The organism is Chryseobacterium gilvum (assembly GCF_025628965.1).
GTDB classification, from domain to species: Bacteria; Bacteroidota; Bacteroidia; order Flavobacteriales; family Weeksellaceae; genus Chryseobacterium; species Chryseobacterium gilvum.
Genome location: NZ_JAOTEN010000001.1, coordinates 1,325,171 through 1,340,569, shown reverse-complemented (window position 1 = coordinate 1,340,569; position 15,399 = coordinate 1,325,171). Strand labels below are relative to the sequence as shown.

14 protein-coding genes are annotated in these 15,399 nt (G+C 35.3%); 12 read left to right on the top strand and 2 right to left on the bottom strand.

Features of this window, described 5'->3' with window-relative positions; translation table 11 throughout:
- The first annotated feature begins 4 nt into the window (after nucleotides 1-4).
- The 12 genes from N0B16_RS06185 (at nucleotide 5) to N0B16_RS06130 (ending at nucleotide 14,053) form a co-directional block, all read left to right on the top strand.
- Complete coding sequence (locus N0B16_RS06185; RefSeq protein WP_262989858.1) at nucleotides 5-5,887, top strand: alpha-2-macroglobulin family protein; 5,883 nt, start codon at nucleotides 5-7, stop codon at nucleotides 5,885-5,887.
- Between the two features lie 179 nt (nucleotides 5,888-6,066).
- Nucleotides 6,067-6,522, top strand: coding sequence for a DUF1569 domain-containing protein (locus N0B16_RS06180; RefSeq protein WP_262989857.1), 456 nt, complete (start codon nucleotides 6,067-6,069; stop codon nucleotides 6,520-6,522).
- A 29-nt stretch (nucleotides 6,523-6,551) separates the two neighbouring features.
- The gene (locus N0B16_RS06175) at nucleotides 6,552-7,025 is read left to right on the top strand and encodes a hypothetical protein (RefSeq protein ID WP_262989856.1); all 474 of its coding nucleotides are present in this window, start codon (nucleotides 6,552-6,554) and stop codon (nucleotides 7,023-7,025) included.
- A gap of 1 nt (nucleotide 7,026) precedes the next feature.
- A complete protein-coding gene (locus N0B16_RS06170; RefSeq protein WP_262989855.1) occupies nucleotides 7,027-7,434 on the top strand; it encodes a hypothetical protein in 408 nt (135 codons plus the stop codon).
- A 36-nt stretch (nucleotides 7,435-7,470) separates the two neighbouring features.
- Nucleotides 7,471-7,842 carry a VOC family protein gene (locus tag N0B16_RS06165; RefSeq protein WP_262989854.1) on the top strand — a complete coding sequence of 124 codons (372 nt, stop codon included), beginning with the start codon at nucleotides 7,471-7,473 and terminating at the stop codon, nucleotides 7,840-7,842.
- A gap of 80 nt (nucleotides 7,843-7,922) precedes the next feature.
- The gene (locus N0B16_RS06160) at nucleotides 7,923-8,369 is read left to right on the top strand and encodes a VOC family protein (protein ID WP_262989853.1); all 447 of its coding nucleotides are present in this window, start codon (nucleotides 7,923-7,925) and stop codon (nucleotides 8,367-8,369) included.
- A 163-nt stretch (nucleotides 8,370-8,532) separates the two neighbouring features.
- On the top strand, nucleotides 8,533-9,213 hold the full coding sequence (locus N0B16_RS06155; protein WP_262989852.1) for a DUF2490 domain-containing protein: 681 nt from the start codon (nucleotides 8,533-8,535) through the stop codon (nucleotides 9,211-9,213).
- Nucleotides 9,214-9,256: 43 nt separating this feature from the next.
- Nucleotides 9,257-10,870 (top strand): Na+/H+ antiporter, encoded by a 1,614-nt coding sequence (locus N0B16_RS06150; RefSeq protein ID WP_262989851.1) that lies wholly within the window; start codon nucleotides 9,257-9,259, stop codon nucleotides 10,868-10,870.
- 99 nt (nucleotides 10,871-10,969) lie between these two features.
- On the top strand, nucleotides 10,970-11,995 hold the full coding sequence (locus N0B16_RS06145; protein WP_262989850.1) for a glutaminyl-peptide cyclotransferase: 1,026 nt from the start codon (nucleotides 10,970-10,972) through the stop codon (nucleotides 11,993-11,995).
- Nucleotides 11,996-12,086: 91 nt separating this feature from the next.
- The gene (locus N0B16_RS06140; protein WP_262989849.1) at nucleotides 12,087-13,013 is read left to right on the top strand and encodes a hypothetical protein; all 927 of its coding nucleotides are present in this window, start codon (nucleotides 12,087-12,089) and stop codon (nucleotides 13,011-13,013) included.
- 47 nt (nucleotides 13,014-13,060) lie between these two features.
- Nucleotides 13,061-13,675: a deoxynucleoside kinase gene (locus N0B16_RS06135; protein WP_262989848.1), complete on the top strand. Its 615-nt coding sequence runs from the start codon at nucleotides 13,061-13,063 to the stop codon at nucleotides 13,673-13,675.
- 27 nt (nucleotides 13,676-13,702) lie between these two features.
- Nucleotides 13,703-14,053 carry an ArsC/Spx/MgsR family protein gene (locus N0B16_RS06130; RefSeq protein WP_262989847.1) on the top strand — a complete coding sequence of 117 codons (351 nt, stop codon included), beginning with the start codon at nucleotides 13,703-13,705 and terminating at the stop codon, nucleotides 14,051-14,053.
- 64 nt (nucleotides 14,054-14,117) lie between these two features.
- On the opposite strand, the gene N0B16_RS06125 is transcribed toward N0B16_RS06130, so the two are convergent.
- Nucleotides 14,118-14,423 carry a DUF493 family protein gene (locus N0B16_RS06125; RefSeq protein ID WP_262989846.1) on the bottom strand — a complete coding sequence of 102 codons (306 nt, stop codon included), beginning with the start codon at nucleotides 14,421-14,423 and terminating at the stop codon, nucleotides 14,118-14,120.
- 37 nt (nucleotides 14,424-14,460) lie between these two features.
- Nucleotides 14,461-15,138, bottom strand: coding sequence for a DUF4197 family protein (locus N0B16_RS06120; RefSeq protein WP_262989845.1), 678 nt, complete (start codon nucleotides 15,136-15,138; stop codon nucleotides 14,461-14,463).
- Nucleotides 15,139-15,399 lie beyond the last annotated feature (261 nt).

Sequence of the window (15,399 nt, the reverse complement as noted above, 5' to 3'; positions counted from 1 at the left end):
ATATATGAAAAGATTTTCCAAGGTTTTATTCCTTTTCCTTCTAATGCTGAGCTTTTCGTTAGCTTTTTCACAAAACTATTATGACCAGCAATGGAAAAAAATAGAAGAAAACGGTAAAAAAGGAACATATAAATCAAATCTTCCGATTGTTTTGGATATTCAGAACCAGGCTATGAAAGAAAATAACGCCGTTCAGCTGATCAGAGCTCTGAAAGCGGAATTCAGTATTGTCAATCAAACCACTGACGATGATAAAAATGATGCAGCCTCTCAGTTTTTTACAAAGCTCCAGAATGCCGGAAAAAAATTGAAAGGAGATGATCAGTTGGCATACAAAGTAGTATTGTCAGGCTTTTTGTTTGATTATTACAACGAGCATTCCTGGGAAATCAATGGAAGAACCAATATCAATTCGCAGGATATTTCGCAGATTGAATCCTGGAGCAAGCTTGATTTTAAAAATTACCTGTCTAAAACCTTTAAAGATCTTGATGAGCAGAAGAATGAGTTAAAGAAAATCTCATTATCAAAATATAAAGACGTTTTTTCCAATATAAAAGATTTGTCTTATTTTCCGGCTTTATGGGATTGGTACTCTTTAAAAAAAATAAATTATTTGTCGGATAATGGCTTGTTTACGAAAAATGAACAAATAGAAAACAGGAAGGTAATAAATAGTGTTTTTGATGAACTGATCGCCCAAAATACAGGAAATCCCAAGCTTTATTTTATGCACCAGAAACTGACAGAGAATTGTAATTTCAATTCCTGTAAAGATAAACTAGTACAGCTTCAGAATGTAGTAAAAACAAATACGGAAGGAGATTATAAAGTGCTCATCATGGAAGATATCATGAATGAGCTGGTTTCAGATAAAAAAGAAAAGGAAGCTCTCGCTGTCGCAGCTGAAGCTAAAAATCAATATCCGACATCACCTTTTTTAGAAAATATTAAAAATAAAGAAAACCAGATCACTAATCCGTATCTGAATCTTAAATACGAAGCGCAGACGCAGAGCAATCTGCCTATTCATCTGGTAGCCGAATATAAAAATGTGACTGATTTTTCTGTGAATATTTATGAAGTGCAAGAAGATTACGCAGCTTTCATACAATACAAGCAGAACCCTTACGGGAAAATGTATTCTGCCATTAAGAAAAAGCTTGTCAGAAAAGAAACTTATTCTTTGCAAGATCCTAAAGATTATCAAAGCCATAAGACATCCCTGGAAATCAAACCTCTTTCTTCAGGGATCTATCTTGCAGAATATGTCGTAGCAGGATCTGATCAAAATGACGATTCTGAAAAGAATTTTTATTTTTTGGTGTCTGATAACAGAATTATTTACCAAAATAAAACAGACAGAAATCAGCTTCGTAACGAATTAAAACTCGTGAACAGTGAAAACGGGAAATCAATTGCTAATGAAAATATCACTTTTTACGAATTGGTACAGAATAAAACGTTAAACAAATTAACGGCAAAAACCAACGATAAAGGGTTTTTTAAATTACCTTCCACGCAAAATAATGACTATTACAGAACGTTCCTTATTCATCAGCCGAAAAACAATGATTTTCAGCTATTGCAGGTATATGGAAATAATAACTATTCTGAAGAATATAATCCTAACCAGCAAACAAAAACCAAAGCTCAGATTTTCACCGATCGTGCCATTTACCGACCGGGACAAACCGTTTATTTCAAAGTGATCAATACCAAAATTGATAAAGAGATTGAATCTGTAGTTTCCGCGCTAAAACAGAAAATAACGTTACAGGATGCAAACGGACAAGAAGTAAGTTTCCAGAATTTTTCAACCAATGAGTTCGGATCTTATCACGGCAGTTTTGTTCTCCCAAAGGGAAAATTAAACGGGGTATTCTATCTTAAAACCGATGGTGCTCAAGGGTATAAAAATATCAGGGTCGAAGAATATAAACGTCCAAAATTTGAAGTCACTTTTGAACCCGTAAAAGAAGAATATAAATACGGTCAAACCATTGAATTAAAAGGGAAAGCCATGATGTTTTCCGGAGTTGCTTTGAGCAATACAACGGTGAATTATGAGATTAAGATACAAAATATCCGCTGGAGGTATTTCAGCTGGTATCCGCAAAATGGCGACAATGAAAATTCTATTTTAGGAGAAGCAAAAACCAATGAAAAAGGAGAATTTGTTATTCGTCTGGACCTTAAAAAAGATGAAAAATTAGAAGGAATTCAGATTGATAATTATGCGGTTAACGCTTCAGTGACAGACATCAACGGCGAAACACAAACGGCCGATACCAATCTTAAAGTAGCTTCTGTTTCCCATTACATTAATGCAGCGGAAGTTAAAGACATGTTTTCAGATGAAAATGTAAAAATAAAGGTGGAGACCAAAAATTATAACGAGCAGAATCTTAAAAAATCGTATCAGGTTACTTTATCAAAACGGCAAGCGCCCGACAGGATTTTCAGAGATAATTTTAAAACTGAAATTCAGAACCAGCCGAAATTTTCTAAAGACGAATTTATCAAAAGGTTTCCGCATGATTTCTATGATAAAGATGAAGAGTTAAATAACCGAAAAATTTCATTAGTCATTCTTAACAATGTAAAAAGAAATGAAGAATCTCTTGATCTCGGAAAACTGGAAGCCGGTGATTATCAGTTGGAATTATTTAACATTGAAGGAAAAGACACCATAAAAACATCTCAGAATTTCAGCATCTGGGATAAAAAATATTTGAAACCGGAACAAAAAACTTTTCTTACCGTTTTAGAACCTGAAAATGAATTTGTAAGAGGTGAAAAGGCGAAAATTTATGCCTATTCAGCGATTCCCAATGCTTTTGCAAATGTTTTTGTGCAGGACGGTTCCGGAAAAACAGTTTCTGAAGTGCATCAGTTTAAAAACGGTGTTTTAGAATACACCGTTGATATTCCAAAAGATAAAAAAGTTTCAAATCTCAATGTTCAGTTTCAGGTTGTCGCCTTTAATGATGTGCAGACTCAGTCAGTTAATGTAAAAATTAAAGATACTGAACAGCCTTTAAAAATTGAAACGGTAACGTTCAGAGACAAACTTGAACCCAATGTAAAAGAAAAATGGACGATAAAAGTTTTAGGAAATGACAAAGAAAAAATCAATGCAGAGGTTTTGGCCAATATGTACGATATGTCTTTGGATCAGTTTGCTATAAATTCTTTTCACTGGCTATCGCTGTACAATACCTTTTCAATGGTTACTTCATACGACTTGAGAGAAAACCTTGAGCAGAAATATTACCAGAAAAGGATGAGATATTACAATGGGCAATATGTGGAAGTTCCGCAGTTCAATTGGTTTGATGGCGAGATGGTACGTATTACAACCATGTTACAAGGAAAAGCAGCTGGAGTTTTGGTTGATAATGCTGTTCCTGAGCCTGTTTCAGCACCAAAAGAAGAAAAAAGTGTTGATGAGATAGTAGTTAGAGGATACAGAACAAAATCAGTATCAAGAAAAACCAGTGCAAATGTGGTTGAAGAGTTAGAGGATAATGCTATAGATATTGTAGGCTCAAAAGAATCTCTTGACAAAATCCCGGTCCGCCAAAACCTCAACGAAACCGCGTTTTTCTATCCCGACCTGAAAACCGACGCCGAAGGAAATGTAAACTTCGAATTTACTTCTCCGGAAGCATTGACAAAATGGAAACTCATGTTTTTGGCTCATGCAAAAGACGCAAGAACAGCAACACTGGAAAAAGAAGTGATAACACAGAAAGAATTTTCAGTGACGCCTAATTATCCTAGGTTTTTAAGAGAAGGCGATGAATTAAACCTGCAGTCAAAACTCTCCAACCTCACAAGCAAAAAACTAAGCGGCTCTGCCAATCTTCAGATATTAGATGCGTTTACCAACGAAGATATTTCTTCAAAATTTGGTTTAAATGCAAGTACGCAAAATTTTGATTTAAATGAAAGCGGAAATTCCGCATTGACATGGAAAATAAAAGTTCCGGATAATGTTTCATCCATCATTTTAAAAGTGGTGGCAAAAGCCGGCCAGTATTCTGATGGCGAGCAAAAAGCAGTGGCAGTCTTACCCAACAGAATGTTAGTAACCGATGTGGTTCCTGTTTTTGTGAAAGAAGGCGAAACAAAGACTTTCGAAATTGAAAACCTTAAAAATGTAAATTCAACAACCATTTTTAATGTTTCAAATACTTTAGAACTGACGACCAACCCGATTTGGGAAATCATGTTTGCGCTTCCAAGCCTGAAAAATGATCAGAACAATTCTGCCGATGTCATCTTCAATAAATGGTTTGCTGATGTTCTGGCTTCTGAAATTTTTAGGGCAAATCCAAAATTAAAAACCGTTTTTGAAGAATATCAGAGCAAAGGATTATTACAATCAAATCTTGAAAAAAACCAGGAATTAAAACAGTTGTTACTAGAAGAAACGCCCTGGGTTTTAGAAAGCAAAAACGGAGAAGAGCAAATGCAGAAACTGGCCTTGCTTTTTGATGCCAATACGATGAAAAATTCGATCAGTCAGGATTGGGACGATTTCAAAAAACTGCAGAATCCGGATGGAGGTTTCTCCTGGTATCAAGGATATCCAAGCTCATACGGAACGTCTTTATATATTCTGAAAAACTTAGGCAAAATCAATGTTTGGCTGAAAGAGAATGTGAAAGAGTATCAAAATTCAGAGCAGGATGCACTGGTTGCCAATTTGGTAAAATACGTTGATAACGAGATCAATCAATATTGGGACGTTAAAAAAGAAAATGTCTGGACCAACTGGACCTTAGATTATCTTGATACCCGTAATTACTGGGAAAAACAATATCCGTTAAAGGGCAAAGGAGCCACGCTGAAATCTTTGGTAAAACAAAAAGTAAAAACAGTAAAAATAACCGATTTTACTTTCTTCGGATTACATCGTGCCGCTTTGTTAATGAATGATTACGGCTTAAAAGATACTTCAGATATACTGATGAATTACCTGAAAGAAACTTCCGTAGATTCTAAAACACAAGGCGTGTACTGGAAGCAAAACCTTGATGATTGGGGCTGGTTTGGTTCCAAAGTCGTGAATCAGGCGGGAGCGTTGGAAGCTTTCAACAGATTAAAACCGAACGATCAGAAATTCATAGAAGACATAAAAATCTGGCTGATTACCCAAAAAGAAGTCAATTCCTGGGGAAGCTCAAGAGGAACTGCGGAAGTCATTTTTACGATTTTAAATTCCGGTAAATCTTGGACCACTCCGGAATCTGAAGTAGTAAACATTGTTTGGGGTGAAAAAACACTAAAACCCGAAACACAGGCAACCGGATATGTAAAATCTTCCCTAAAATCTGATATGATAGATAAAAAACTGGGTACTGTTACGATCACAAAACCAGGTGCAGGAATTGTTCAGGGAGGATTATTCTGGCAATATTACGAAGATCTGGATAAAATAAAATCTTCTGAAAACTACATTTTCATATCAAAAGAACTGTATAAAAAAATTAAAACTGTAAATGGGGAAGAGTTACAGAAAATTTCTCCGGAAACCCCTTTAAAAATTGGTGATAAAGTAACGGTAAGAATGATTTTAAATACCGACCGCGCGATGGAATTTATTCATCTTAAAGATATGCGAGCGGCAGGATTTGAGCCGGTTGATGTACTTTCGGGATATCAGTGGAAAAACAGTTTAGGCTATTACCAATCGACAAAAGACGCGTCCACCAATTTTTATATCGAATATCTGCCGAAAGGGAAATATGTATTTGAATATGATTTTGTAGCCAATGCATCAGGAAAATTCTCAAACGGGATCACGACCATGCAGAATTATTATGCACCGCAAATGAATGCGCATACGAAAGGAACGAATGTAATAATAAGTGAGTAAATATTTGTGAATTTGTAAAGTTACAAACCTAACAGGTTTTTAAAACCTGTTAGGTTTTTTGTTAAGTAAAAATGAATACAAATTTTATCAGATTTTATAATAATTCACACTTGCAGTTAAAAGAACATTCAACTCAGCCGAAAAAATAATATATTTGTTTCTATACAAATTAATACCCTATGGAAAACGTATTTGAAGCAAAAGACGCTCAGAATTATATCAACAGAATTAATAATCTGGTGGAAGATACCCATGGTTTATGGGGCAGAATGACCGTAGATCAGATGTTGGCGCATTGCTGTATAACCTACGAAATGGTATACGAACCGGAAAAACATAAAAAACCGGGCACGATTGCAAAATTCATCCTCAAAAATTTTGTGAAACATAAAGTAGTGGGAGAAAAAGCGTATCCCAGAGATTCACCTACCGCTCCGCAATTTGTCGTTGAAGGAAGAAGGAATTTTAATGAAGAGAAAAAAAGGCTGATCGGTTTTATCCAGAAAACCCAGCAATTAGGATCTGCCGCATTTGATGGCAAAGAATCTTTTTCTTTTGGAAAACTTACTTCAAATGAATGGAACAATATGTTTGCAAAGCATCTTAACCACCATTTGTCTCAATTTGGGGTCTAAAATATTCAACACATAACACAACCACACTTATGACGAAAAAAATTGTATTACTCTTTATCTTTATTTCCGGCTTTGCATTTTCGCAGATGCCGAATATTGCTGATGTTTGGCTGAATAACAGCAAACCTTATACAGGAACGATCGGGAATGATCATCAGACGATTAAGCTTAAAATCAATATTTCTGAACAGAATAAAAAAAATGATCAGGAATATTTTGTTTCAGGATATTCACTGGTTGATAATACGTATTCCAAATACGAAGGAAAGCTAAAAATCACCCGATACAAAGACGGCAAGAAAAACGGAGCCGTATATGGAGAATACGAACTTGCGGAAGAAAACAAAGGAAAACATTCAGGAATATTCACCGGAAGATTCATCTACACGTTCAAATGGAATAAGAAATCTGAAAAAATTGAAAGTCAATACATAGATCTGATCGGTAACTGGAAAAGTTATGACGGAACTTTGGATTTTAAAACCCGGCTAAAAAACCTTTAAAATGCTAAGAAAAATACTTGCAGTAGTCTGTGGAATCATATCTGGTTCATTGTTGGTAGGACTCATCGAGCAGATCAATCATCGGCTGTATCCTTTTCCGAAAGGATTCCATCAGGATGACATGGTGGCTTTTAAAGAATATATTTCAGCTCTTCCCGTAACAGGATTGTTAATGGTGATTTTAGGATATGCTTTAGGCGCTGTAGCTGCAGGTTTTATTTCAACTAAAATTGCAAAAAGTGGTAAAAAAACATACGCATTAATCTGTGGAGGCATATTTTTATTATTTACCATCTATAATATGATTGTTTTACCTACACCTGTTTGGTTTTGGTTTTTAGGGATTGCAGTTTGGGGATTGGTTTTAGTAGGGTATCAATTGGCTTTACAAAAAAATAATATAAGATAGAAGAAATAATTAATCAGCTCGTTTAAAGAAAAATATATGAAACTAGGAGTATTCTCAGTCAGCCTGAGTGTAAAAGATTTACAGAAATCTAAAGAATTTTATGAAAAATTAGGCTTCAGCACAATGGGCGGAAATGCAGATAGCAATTATCTGATCATGAAAAACGAGACCACAATCATCGGGCTTTTTCAGGCCATGTTTGAAGGGAATATGCTTACCTTCAATCCGGGATGGGACGAAAACGCACAAAATTTGGAATCGTTTGATGATGTACGCGAAATCCAGAGAAGATTAATGGAAAATCATATCGAACTGGAGAAAAAGGCCGATGAAAACACTTCCGGACCTGAACACATTTTCCTGAAAGATCCCGACGGAAATATGATCCTGATTGATCAGCACAGGTAATTAATTAAAAATTAAAAATTAAAAATTAAAAATTAAAATATTATATCAATAATAAACACAAAACTTTAAATTAAAAAAATATGGCAACAGTAAATGTCTACTTAACTTTTAACGGAAACTGCAAAGAAGCTTTTGATTTTTACAAATCGGTTTTTGGAGGCGAATATCCTTACATCGGAACTTTCGGAGAAATGCCCCCGATGGACGGGAAAGAAATTTCTGAAGAAGATAAAAACAAAATCATGCATGTTTCACTTCCCATCTCAAAAGAAACCATGCTCATGGGAAGCGATACCGGCGGAGATTGGGCTTCAAAAATAACAATGGGAAATAATTTTTCAGTTTCGATCAATGCAGATTCGAGAGAAGAAGCAGATAAACTGTTTGACGGATTATCACAGGGCGGTCATATTACGATGGCTCTGGAAGATACATTCTGGGGAGCCTATTTCGGGATGTTTACAGATAAATTCGGGATCAACTGGATGGTAAATTATGATGACCCTTCAAAAATGCAGCATTCTTAATCCTTAAGATCTATCTAAGTACGAAACCGGCAAAATATTTTGTCGGTTTTCTTATTTTTATAAACTTATTGGATTAATGTTTAAAAACTAAATATCTTGTTATTATTGATAAAAATTATTAGTTTTGTTATTTACGATAGATAATCGTGATATATAATTATTTATGAAGCATATTTCAAAAAAAATATTTTATTCCTTTTTTATTTTGAGCATTACCTTCTGTTTTTCTCAGGAAAGTGATCTTGGAACTTGGTACATGTATTTCGGGAACAACAAAATCAATAAAAAATGGAATCTTCATAACGAAATTCAGTATCGCAACTTTAATGCGGCAGGAGATTTAGAACAGCTTCTGATCCGTACCGGGATTGGATATGACCTCACAGAAAATAATAATAACATTTTATTAGGTTACGGTTTTATTTTAAGCAAACCTTACAGAAACGGGATTAAAACTGAAAATACAGAGCATCGTATTTTTCAGCAGTATATCACAAAACAGAAATTCGGAAGGCTATATCTGCAGCACCGTTACAGACTGGAAGAGCGTTTTTTAGAGGATGATTTCAGGATGAGGTTTCGTTATTTTTTAGGATTCAATATTCCGGTCAATCATAAAGAAATGATCCCCAAAACATGGTACGGTTCGTTTTACAACGAGGTTTTTCTTCACTTCAATTCACCGGTTTTCGACAGAAACAGGATTTACGGGGCTTTAGGATATGTAATCAGTCCAAATCTTAAGATAGAATTAGGATATATGAATCAGATTCAGGAAAACAGAAACCGGGGTCAGATTCAGGTAGGGTTTTATAATACAATTCCGCTTAATAATAAAGATTGAAAAATGATCTGTACAATGTAAAATAAACCGAAAAAACAAAAATATGATTCATAATTATGTTATTATATCCATTGCAGTCTTGCTGTCTGTAATGATCCTTGTGATGATAGGGCAAAAACTGAAAGTAGCCTATCCTATATTTCTGGTTATTGCGGGATTATTGATAAGCCTGATTCCGGGAATGCCGCATATTGAGATAGAGCCAGACCTGGTTTTCCTGATCTTCTTACCGCCGATTTTATTTGAAGCCGCATGGTTTACTTCTTGGCAGGATTTTCATAAGTGGCGGAAACAGATTTTTTCAATGGCGTTCGGATTGGTATTTCTCACCTCTGTTGTGGTGGCATATCTTTCCTCATCCATTATTCCGGGACTTACAGTTGCGATGGGATTTTTGTTGGGAGGTGTCAATTCTCCGCCCGATGCGGTTGCGGCAACTTCTGTTTTAAAACACATGAAAATTCCGAAAAAAATAACCAGTATTCTGGAAGGGGAAAGTCTGATCAATGACGCGTCCAGTTTAATTGTATTTAAATTTGCTTTGGCGGCCGTCATTTCCGGGCAGTTTGTTTTCCGCGATGCCGTTCAGGATTTCTTCATGATGGCAGTCGGCGGAATTGCCATAGGAATCGGTGTAGGATTTTTGTTTGGAGCCTTATTAAGGAAAATTCCTTCCAATTCAAACATTGATACCATCATTACGATTATTGTACCATATATCATGTACGTGGGTGCAGAACATTTTCATTTTTCGGGTGTTTTGGCAGTAGTTTCGGGAGGATTATTGATGTCGTACAATTCACACTGTTATTTAAGCCATACCTCCAGAATACAGTCCGGAAACGTCTGGAGCGTTCTTATCTTTTTAATGAACACCATTATTTTTATCCTGATCGGTTTAGAATTGCCGATTGTCGTTGCTGCGATGAAAGAATATACGATCTCAGAAGGGATTTTTTACAGTGTTGTTATTGGCGGAGCGATTATTCTGACAAGAATTTTATACAGTTATGCTTTAGTATATTTCCCGAGACTGTGCTCAAAAGAAATCCGTTTAAAAATCCCTAAACCAGATTGGAGAGAACCTTTTATCATCAGTTTTGCGGCCATGAGAGGCGTGGTTTCTTTGGCTGCGGCACTTTCAATTCCTGCTTTTTTACCAAACGGAGACGCATTTCCGCATCGGAATATTATTTTATTTGTAACGTTTGTTATCATTTTAATTACTTTGGTAGGGCAGGGTTTGATGCTTTCTCCCATTTTAAGATTATTAAAGATTAATGATGCAGGAAGCGAACTTCCCGAAGAGAAACAGGAAGTCATTCTTATGAAAAAGCTGAAAGAAGCAGCATTGCAGAAATTAAACAGCGATTTTTCGGAGCTTGCAGAAACAAATAGCTTGGTACAGCATCAGAAGCATAGATTGGAAAATGAAATGATGATGATGGCAGATAAAGCGCAGTGTATGGCTTCTGCAGGAGATTATGTAACGGCAATGAATGAGAATAAAGAGGTGATGAGACAGATTATTCAGGCGCAGAGAAATGAACTTCATCATATGAAAAGGGAAAAAGTCTTTGACGATCATGTGATGAGAACCATAGAAATGCAGCTTGACTTTGATGAAGCTAAAATTACAGGCTTTTCGCACGGTTAATTTTATTTTAAATAAGAGTACTATGTGATCAACCTTTCAACGAAATTAGTAAAGAGCAATAAAATTTGCTATTTTTGAAAAATATTTTAGAAACAGAAAATGAAAAACAAAATATTAGTAGGTTTTACAGCGCTTGTATTATTAATGTCTTGTAAAAATGACGAAAAAATACTGAATTCTCTTGCAGATTACAACAATTCTATGGTTGCGGAAGGATATCATTTCGGAGATAAAATTGATCTTCCAAAAGAGGTCACCGATAATGCAGAGAGTATTGTAATCAGCTTTGGAGATAAAGAGACCTCAAGTCTTGTTGTTGATCCGAAATATTTTACATTGGGTGATAACGCGGTAACATTCACAATTAAAACCAAAAGCGGCGAAGCGCTCACTCAGGATGCGACAATTAATGTCTTTGCCAAAAACCCTGAAGCAAACTTATCTTATAATTTGGTTGCAGAATATCCTCACGACCCGAACAGTTTTACGGAAGGCTTTTATATGGAAGGTAATATGGTATATGAAAGCATAGGACAGGAAGGTGCTTCCAAATTCATGAAATATGAGCTGGGAAAAGAAGCGGTAACAAAAGAAGCAAAACAGCCGGATACGGTTTTTTCAGAAGGCATATCCAGTCTTGGGAATAAAATTTATCAGCTTACTTATAAAAATAAAAAAGGATTTATTTATGATAAAAATTCTTTTGAAATGATTGGCGAATTTCCTTACCCCAATGTCATCGGTGAAGGATGGGGAATGACCACTGATGGTAAAAACCTTATCGTTTCAGACGGTACGAAAAATCTCTACTTCCTCAATGCACAGGATCCTTCAAAAGTTGTGAAATATATTTCTGTAGCAGGAAACAAAGAAGTCTATGACCAGCTGAATGAACTGGAATTCCATCAGGGATTTATCTACTCCAATGTGTGGCACAAACCGGTTATTCTTAAAATAAACCCTGCAAACGGAGAAGTGGTGGGCAAATTTGATTTTACAAAAATCGCTGAACCTTTCACCAATGCTAACAGCGAAAATGTCTTAAACGGAATCGCCTTTAAAGGAGACAATATGATCATCACCGGAAAAAACTGGCCGAAAATCTATGAAGTTTCGATTAAATAGTTAAAATTCCGGACGATATCTGTCAGAACAAAAAAAGTATGTAAATTGGTAGCGTTCCGAGAAGAGCGCTATCATTCGTAAAAAACTGTATTTGAAATTATTACATCTCTTATTCATCTTCATTTTCTGTGCGACTTCCGCGCAGAAAATTCTGCCGTTTGATACGTTACAGCTCAAAGAAGTGAAAGATATGGCGGTAGATGATTATGGGAATTTCTATATCTACAAAAACAAAGATTTCACATTTACTAAATATGATTCTCTGGGAAAACAGCTCGGTCAGATGATGTTTACGGTTCCTTTTAAAGTTCAGAACGTACAGAATCCTTTAAGTATCGCTTTTTTTTCTGAGAATGCGCAGGAAATGAAATTTGTGGATCAAAATCTGAATGAAATTCAGAAAATTGATTTTAAACAGAAATTCAGCTTTATCAAATATGCATATGCTGAAGATCTGCAGCAGATCTGGCTTATGGATGAAAGTGCAAAACGCCTTCTTCAGTATAATTTCAGGAATGATACCACCATCAATGCGTATCCTTTTAATGAAAATTTTGACGATATCGTTGATCTTCTGGTATATGAGAATAAAGTATATATTTTAACAAAAACTCAATGCAGGGTCTTCAGCCTCAAATTTGAAAAGCTTTTTGAGGCTCCTGTAGAAAACGGAAAACGGTTCAGAAGAGAAAATGAGGAAATATTAATAATTACTGATAGTTCTATTTTCAAGTATATTCCCGAGAAGGAACTTACAAAAGTATTTGAAGATCCCGATGCGCAGATTGTGGATAAAAATTCACTCGCATATTTTGAAATCAAAGGCAACAAACTATATCTTTATACCCTCGAAAACAGAAAAGAATTAACAGAGCAGCCGAAAGAGAAGCCTGAAAATAAATTTGAGGAAAAATCTGCCGCGGAACAGCAGGACAGATCCAGCCAGCAGATTGAAAATCAGACAAAAACGGGTAGTCAGAATCGTGATCTACAGATCTCTGAACCGGAAAATCAATAAGTGTTTTGCGAAAGATTAAGAAGTTAAGATAATATTAAATACAATATATGCATATTGCAGTTACAGGAAATATCGGCGCGGGAAAAACTACTTTAACAACGATGCTCGCCAAACATTACGGTTGGGACGCTCATTTTGAAGATGTAGATCATAATCCTTATCTGGAAGATTTCTACGCAGATATGAGCAAATGGAGTTTTGCCCTGCAGATCTATTTTCTGGGAAGCCGTTTCCGACAGGTAAAAGAGATCCGTGAAAGTGGTAAAAGTGTAATTCAGGATCGTACGATATATGAAGATGCCCATATTTTTGCGGAAAACCTGAATGACATGAATCTTCTTTCTGACCGTGATTTTAAAAATTACTCTTCACTGTTTGATCTGATGAAAACTTTTGTTTCGGCACCGGATTTGCTTATTTATCTAAAATCTGACGTTCCGAATCTGGTTAAGAAGATTTATAAAAGAGGAAGAGAATATGAAGCGACCATCAGCATAGAATATCTCTCAAAGCTGAACCAGAAATACGAAAAATGGATTTCAAACTATACAGAAGGCAAACTTCTGATTATTGAAGTAGATGATCTTGATTTCGTGGAAAAGCCGGAGGATTTCGGGTTTATTCTTGAAAAAATAGAGACAGAGTTGAATGGTCTGTTTTAGACGTCTTTAAAATTAAATATTAAAATAATGTTGGTAAAGGTTTTACATCACGGAAGCTGTTCCAAATCCAATGCTGTATTAGAGTATCTGGATGAAAACGGAGTGCCTTTTGAAATTATCAATATTATTGAAGATCCTTTAAGTGAGCTGGAAATAAAGACGATTTTAAAAAAGCTGAATCAGGAAGTTTCCCATATCATCAGAAAATCTGAAAAGTTATATCTGGAAAAATATGCAGGTAAAGATTTTTCAGAAGAAGAATGGATTAAGATTCTGGCTGAAAACCCTTCGCTGATACAAAGACCCATTTTAATAAAAGGTTCCGTAGCGATGATTGGAAGACCGGTGGAAAATGTAAAATTCTTTATTGAAAAATAATCACCTTCAGTAATAAACGTTATTAATAAACTAAAAAAGTCAGCCGTAAAGCTGACTTTTTGATTTATAGTAAGATCACTTCTTCAATTTTCGCGACCTGCTGGTAAATGTTTATTACCTGATCTGCATCCAAAACAAACGCGTTGATATTGCACGCTGTATATTTGCCGTTTTTGCTTTCACGGTTTCCAAGGGTAAATTTTATTCCGTCAAAAACCCGGTAAATTTCCGTAAGTTTCGCCTGATCTGTAGGGATGATAAATTTAAAAAGATAATCTTCCGGAAAATCATGATTATTTTCCAGTTTTTCCTTTAGAGATTTGTAAAATTCTTCGGGACTCGCATGTTCATTTCCTTGTAATATATCCATTCTAACTTAATTATAGTTAAATATAACGAAAATTAATTTATTTTCCAAAAGCTCCCAACAGTGACGCTGAATTTTGTTTTTCATGATCTTCAATGATATTGAACAAGCCATTGACAATCTGTTCGGAAGCAAGCATGCTTAAACTTCCTGCATTTGCATTTGAGTTATTTCCTCCTAATAAATTCCCTAAAATATTGCTTCCTGACAATGCTGTGTTGATGGTTTTTACAATTCCGTATTTATTGAGTTCCTGCTCAACTCTGGGTGCGATTGCCGTAATTAGCTGCTGTGATGTTTTTTCTTTCAGAATAAGGGTGGCTGTACCTTTTTCTCCCTGAATAATACGGGTGACATCTTGTGCATTGAGACTGTTAACCGCATTTTCAAGAATGGGTTTTGCAATATTTACGGTATATACAGCTGCATCGGCAATATATTCTCTTTCTTTAGCTACCAGTGAAGGCGCTATTTTTTCCAGAGTGGAATTAATATCACGTAATTCTTTTGGCAAAGCCTGATCTACAAGATTATTCTGAAGAAAAGCCTGCTTATTTCCATAAATATTTACTCCCTTGTTGATCCCTCCCAGCAACACTCTTTTGATTACTGCCAAACCAAGATCTGAAGTTGCTAGAGTAGTACAGGAATGTAAAGAAGTGTTGATGATTGTACCGGTGCCGAAAATAATGGCGGCGGCAAGAATATATTTTTTCATTCTAATTTTTTTAATACTTGTCAAATTTTGAACCAAAGTTACAATTATTCTGTATTTGCATTATAAAGCGTACCTATGATTCAGTTCAGATATAAAATCTTAGTTTGAGATAATAATCAGGGTTACGATACGGAATGTTAAGTTTTGGTAATAAATTTCTTAAAATTGGGTTAATATAAAATACAGATTATTTAAAATAAATATAATTTATGCGGTGAGACATGGTTAAATTTATATTTTATGTAATAAATATCGTAAACA

What these genes read in the sequence shown, in the direction of transcription:
- N0B16_RS06185 (WP_262989858.1), top strand. Translation starts at nt 5, where the DNA reads ATGAAAAGATTTTCCAAGGTTTTATTCCTTTTCCTTCTAATGCTGAGC.
- N0B16_RS06180 (WP_262989857.1), top strand. Translation starts at nt 6,067, where the DNA reads ATGGAAAACGTATTTGAAGCAAAAGACGCTCAGAATTATATCAACAGA.
- N0B16_RS06175 (WP_262989856.1), top strand. Translation starts at nt 6,552, where the DNA reads ATGACGAAAAAAATTGTATTACTCTTTATCTTTATTTCCGGCTTTGCA.
- N0B16_RS06170 (WP_262989855.1), top strand. Translation starts at nt 7,027, where the DNA reads ATGCTAAGAAAAATACTTGCAGTAGTCTGTGGAATCATATCTGGTTCA.
- N0B16_RS06165 (WP_262989854.1), top strand. Translation starts at nt 7,471, where the DNA reads ATGAAACTAGGAGTATTCTCAGTCAGCCTGAGTGTAAAAGATTTACAG.
- N0B16_RS06160 (WP_262989853.1), top strand. Translation starts at nt 7,923, where the DNA reads ATGGCAACAGTAAATGTCTACTTAACTTTTAACGGAAACTGCAAAGAA.
- N0B16_RS06155 (WP_262989852.1), top strand. Translation starts at nt 8,533, where the DNA reads ATGAAGCATATTTCAAAAAAAATATTTTATTCCTTTTTTATTTTGAGC.
- N0B16_RS06150 (WP_262989851.1), top strand. Translation starts at nt 9,257, where the DNA reads ATGATTCATAATTATGTTATTATATCCATTGCAGTCTTGCTGTCTGTA.
- N0B16_RS06145 (WP_262989850.1), top strand. Translation starts at nt 10,970, where the DNA reads ATGAAAAACAAAATATTAGTAGGTTTTACAGCGCTTGTATTATTAATG.
- N0B16_RS06135 (WP_262989848.1), top strand. Translation starts at nt 13,061, where the DNA reads ATGCATATTGCAGTTACAGGAAATATCGGCGCGGGAAAAACTACTTTA.
- N0B16_RS06130 (WP_262989847.1), top strand. Translation starts at nt 13,703, where the DNA reads ATGTTGGTAAAGGTTTTACATCACGGAAGCTGTTCCAAATCCAATGCT.
- N0B16_RS06125 (WP_262989846.1), bottom strand. Translation starts at nt 14,423, where the DNA reads ATGGATATATTACAAGGAAATGAACATGCGAGTCCCGAAGAATTTTAC.
- N0B16_RS06120 (WP_262989845.1), bottom strand. Translation starts at nt 15,138, where the DNA reads ATGAAAAAATATATTCTTGCCGCCGCCATTATTTTCGGCACCGGTACA.